Source organism: Thalassospira sp. UBA1131 (assembly GCF_002311515.1).
Classification (GTDB): domain Bacteria; phylum Pseudomonadota; class Alphaproteobacteria; order Rhodospirillales; family Thalassospiraceae; genus Thalassospira.
Genome location: NZ_DCAO01000118.1, coordinates 1 through 3932 on the forward strand (window position 1 = coordinate 1; position 3932 = coordinate 3932).

At 55.5% G+C, this 3932-nt stretch carries 6 protein-coding genes and 1 pseudogene; 1 reads left to right on the top strand and 6 read right to left on the bottom strand.

The genetic code is table 11. The features are described from left to right. The 6 genes and pseudogenes from B3Z49_RS19930 to B3Z49_RS19955 all read right to left on the bottom strand — a co-directional run. Positions 1 to 255 (bottom strand): annotated as a pseudogene (locus B3Z49_RS19930) (conjugal transfer protein TrbI); the annotation flags it as partial. After that, a complete protein-coding gene (locus B3Z49_RS19935; RefSeq protein WP_296994097.1) occupies positions 252 to 1334 on the bottom strand; it encodes a TrbG/VirB9 family P-type conjugative transfer protein in 1083 nt (360 codons plus the stop codon). The pseudogene B3Z49_RS19930 and the gene B3Z49_RS19935, both read right to left, overlap by 4 nt. Then, complete coding sequence (locus tag B3Z49_RS19940) at positions 1331 to 2059, bottom strand: type IV secretion system protein (protein WP_296994100.1); 729 nt, start codon at positions 2057 to 2059, stop codon at positions 1331 to 1333. The genes B3Z49_RS19935 and B3Z49_RS19940 overlap by 4 nt, the downstream gene beginning before the upstream one ends. Beyond that, on the bottom strand, positions 2047 to 2232 hold the full coding sequence (locus tag B3Z49_RS19945; protein ID WP_296994103.1) for a hypothetical protein: 186 nt from the start codon (positions 2230 to 2232) through the stop codon (positions 2047 to 2049). Before B3Z49_RS19945 ends, B3Z49_RS19940 begins: the two co-directional genes overlap by 13 nt. Beyond that, a complete protein-coding gene (locus tag B3Z49_RS19950) occupies positions 2223 to 2516 on the bottom strand; it encodes a hypothetical protein (RefSeq protein WP_296994105.1) in 294 nt (97 codons plus the stop codon). Before B3Z49_RS19950 ends, B3Z49_RS19945 begins: the two co-directional genes overlap by 10 nt. Continuing rightward, positions 2513 to 3595, bottom strand: coding sequence for a hypothetical protein (locus B3Z49_RS19955; protein ID WP_296994107.1), 1083 nt, complete (start codon positions 3593 to 3595; stop codon positions 2513 to 2515). The genes B3Z49_RS19950 and B3Z49_RS19955 overlap by 4 nt, the downstream gene beginning before the upstream one ends. A gap of 148 nt (positions 3596 to 3743) precedes the next feature. Here B3Z49_RS19955 and B3Z49_RS19960 point away from each other — a divergent pair. After that, on the top strand, positions 3744 to 3932 hold a 189-nt coding region (locus B3Z49_RS19960; RefSeq protein ID WP_296994110.1), incomplete at its 3' end, for a hypothetical protein.

Sequence of the window (3932 nt, forward strand, 5' to 3'; positions counted from 1 at the left end):
CGGTTCAGGAACAGGTTCAGGTTGCGGCAGAGGCTCGGGAGCCGGGGCTGGCTCTGGTTCCGGTTTGGCTTCCTTGATGATGATCGGCGGCATAGTTGGGGCAGGGGCCACAGGCGCTGGTGGCGGCGGTGCCGGAAGGGCCCAGACCGATGGATCATCAGCGGGCAAGGTTGGCGGTTCATTGACGACCGGTTCGGCACATACACCCCCAAAGGTCAGGCCAAGCACCAGTGCAACATCACAAAATGCACTCATGCGCCTTCCCCGGTATATTCAACACAGAGGAAGCTCTTGCCGCTCTTGAGCGTGATCAGCGGTCGGGTGCTTTCAATGATGTAGGTCTCACCCTGCACACGGGTATTGACCAGCTCATCAATGCCATCGACCACCACATAGGCAGTCGGCAGTTCGATATCCTTCCAGCGCTTGCCAAAGCGGATATAGGTGAAGTGGTCATCCCGAAAGACTGTTTCCGGGCGCAGTGTTTCATCGCCCCAGAGATCATACTCACCCCAACCATGCAGGGCGTTCGGGTCAAACGGGGATTGCGCCACAAAGTCGCCTGCAGGCGTGCCCGGATTGGTGTCACTCAGTCCGGCAATCGCAGTATCGATAGCTGCAGACTTGTTGCCTTGCCCAGGAACAGACATCGCCGGAAGGGCCGGTTTCGCTTTGTCGTCCAAAACACCGTCAAAGCCAGCAACCGCCGGATTGGTTTCGATCTGAACGGATCCTTCAATCCGCACAATCAGATCGGGAACATTGACCGAGTTAAAGCTCTCTGCCCTCAGATAGAACGGATAAACAGCACCTGATTTGCCATAGACGACAAGTGAGGTGTCATAACCGTATCCGCTGGGGCGCACAGCCAAACGCCGTTCACCGCGTGGTTTGACAGAAAACCCGCCATCATCGCCAAGATCGACCGCTTCAATCTTCTCACCGCGTGGTAGTTCAAGCACGGTGACCATGAACTCGCGGGTGCGGATCTTGTAAGTACAATCATCACACAGATCGGTCGCATAAACCGCATCGCTTGGATCTGCTTCATCCCACACATCCTGAACCTGACCGCTGGTACGCGGACGGCTCATTGCGTTGAAATAACCTTCATTTTGATCGCGGGCTTGATCGACCACGCTATCGGGCACCGGCATGGCTGGCGCGGATTGTTGCGGAGAGGTTTGTGGACCTGAGAATGGTTGCTGCGATTGTCCCGGCATGGGTGGGCGTGCAGCGGTCTGCGCATTGGCCTGCTTATAGCCAAGAATGAGGACCGCCAGAATGAGGCTGCCAAAGACGATATGGAAAACAAGATTGATCAGGCGTTTCATGACGCGCCTCTTTCTCTAAGCACCATGTCGAGCACGGTGACGCCAAAAGGATTGGTGTATTTGTCGGCTTCGGAGACGTTTTGCGGACGGGTGGCCAGCGTCAGGTAAGCGCGCAAGTTTTTGCGCGAGATCTCTTTGCCGCGACGATGGTCGATCTGGATGAAATCGACTGCGTATTTATGATCTGAGGACAAGGTGACGATGGGATCGATGGAGACGATCCGCACTTCGCGCTCGATGCCTTTTTCAAGCGCCTCGGTGATCAGGCCGCTATCGATCCGCTCTCGTTTGAAGCGTTCCCAGAAACTGGCATCAGAAAGTCTGGATGCTTCGCGCTGGCGTTCTTGCTGTGTGACCGGATCAATCTCGTTGGTGATCAGAACGAAACGTTTTGCCTGGGCTTCAAGAAAGACTTCAAAACCTTCGACCTTCTTGCTGACAGGTTCGACAACATAAGTACGGTCATCCGGGCCATAGGTCCGAACCAAGGCAATCTCGGTTTCCTTGAGCGGTACGAGGTGTGCAACGGTTTGCACCAGAACGACGACGCCAGCGCCAAGCACAATGTTGGTCCCGGCAGACAGACGCAGCATCCAGGCAAGCCTGCGATGGCTGCCCTGAAAGCTGAACGGATCTGCAGCAACGGTGGTTTTATGCGTTGAGGTGGGTTTGACCATCGACTTGCGCCCGTTATCGCGTTTGCCGATGCGCCCTAGCCAAGCCATGAGAAGCCCTCGCCATTGAACTCAACCGGATTGCAGACACAGGGGCTGAGTTTCATCTCATCGGTGCCGGTCCCGTCTTTGGGGATCTCGCGGTCTTTTGAAACGGAGACACAGCCGGACAGCAAAACGGCAAAGCAAAGAATTGGGACGAAATGTTTGGGGATCAGGCGCATGGCTGCGATCCTTTCTGATTGGGGACGGTCGGGGAGGATGAAGCGCCCAAGCCAATAACAAGCTTGGCAAGAGCAAGGACGATGGAAAGCGCGATCCAGATATGAACGGCACTGCGCATCAGACCGGCCAACTGGTCGGCATCGACTTCGCGAAGGGCCATGACAAAGACGATCAGGCTTTCCGGCGAAAACATGCCGGTCAGAACCAGCAGCCAGAGTGCAATGAGGGGAAAAGCGGCGATGATCAAAAAGACATCACGCAGGAATTTCTTGAGACGGTTCATGGCTTGCCTCCCCGATCAAAGGTCGGTGTCTTGAGGCGTTCCATAACGGCATTCTTGGCAGAGACCAGGCTGTCTTTTGCCGCTCCTGCCGCTCCAACCGGATTGCGGGTGGCTCCCGCACCCAAGAGAACAGCATCAAGTGCCGCAGAAGCACCGCCCGGTGCGTATTTCTTGGCGGCATTGACAAGGGAAAGGCCGGTTGCGGTCATGCCCGCTGTAATGACGGCAGCGGCTTGATTGGTCAGTTGGGATCCGGCAATCGAGTTCGCCATGCCGGTTGCCTCGGCCATAAAGGCCGTGCCCATCCAACCAAGAACGATGGCAACCCACAGGCCCGGATTGTCGATTGATGTGATCTCACGAACATTCTCTGTGTTCTGGATATCAAGAGATGCTGCCCCATAAAGACACAGTGCGAGTGCAAGTGTTGAGCCGAACAGCACCATAAAAGCGGCGAAGACGGTTCGAACCCCGGTGATCGCCATGCCTCGTCCCCAACCAAACCCGACGGCAAGCATCAGGATTGGAGAAAGGGCGGAGAACATCATCACGCGGAAGATGCTGACAACAACCTGGCTGAAATAAACAATGATCAGGATGATGTAGGGCAGGGCGAGCAGGACGCCGTAGACCCCGGCCATCAGATTGCCGAGCGAGATCGATGCCCATATCTCAAAGGCGATGCGAAGTACGCTCATCAAGCCTTGCTCGGCGACATAGACCAACTGAGCCATGCCGCCAAGAGATGTGGCTTCACTCGGGATCGTGGCGGCTCTGATGCCACCTTCCATACCGGCAGACAGAACGACGCCAGCAGCACTACCCATCGTTGATAAAGCCATCTGATAGATGGAATTTACGAGAGTGGGCCCTTGCCCGCCCAGCAGCAGACCAGCTATAATGATGAACGCGAATTCATGAGCGAATCCAATCAGATCGCCCTTGCCCATGATCATCTTGCCGCCATGAATGACGATCCATAGGCCAACGACGGAGAGATAGATGAACCACATTGGGTCGAGCAGCACAGTGCTCAGGTTCTGGGTGAAACTGTTTGCCAGGTCGACATATTCCGTCACCACGTCGCATGTCAGGCACATCAGATCAGTGCTTGTGTTCGTTCTACCGCTCATAGGGGTGTTGTCCTTCTTGCCAAGTGTGACAGCGCAGGCAAACTCGCTTGGCGTTGCGCTGAACAAAGGCGATTACTTGGATTGGGATTATTCGGTGTCCGTTTGGACCGATCTCCAGACGGGTAGCGAGTTCGACAAGGAATGGGATCAAGTGATGCCAGCCTACGAGACCCATCAGGATCTGATCGCAGGCACTCGCGACGAGGTTTTGCAGAAGCTTGCCAATCATCCGCAGGGTGATCTGATCAAACGCGGTCACGACCTGCGTCTGGTTTACGACGTT

Coding starts and splice junctions, on each gene's coding strand:
- B3Z49_RS19945 (WP_296994103.1), bottom strand. CDS start 2,232: ATGCGCCTGATCCCCAAACATTTCGTCCCAATTCTTTGCTTTGCCGTT.
- B3Z49_RS19950 (WP_296994105.1), bottom strand. CDS start 2,516: ATGAACCGTCTCAAGAAATTCCTGCGTGATGTCTTTTTGATCATCGCC.
- B3Z49_RS19940 (WP_296994100.1), bottom strand. CDS start 2,059: ATGGCTTGGCTAGGGCGCATCGGCAAACGCGATAACGGGCGCAAGTCG.
- B3Z49_RS19935 (WP_296994097.1), bottom strand. CDS start 1,334: ATGAAACGCCTGATCAATCTTGTTTTCCATATCGTCTTTGGCAGCCTC.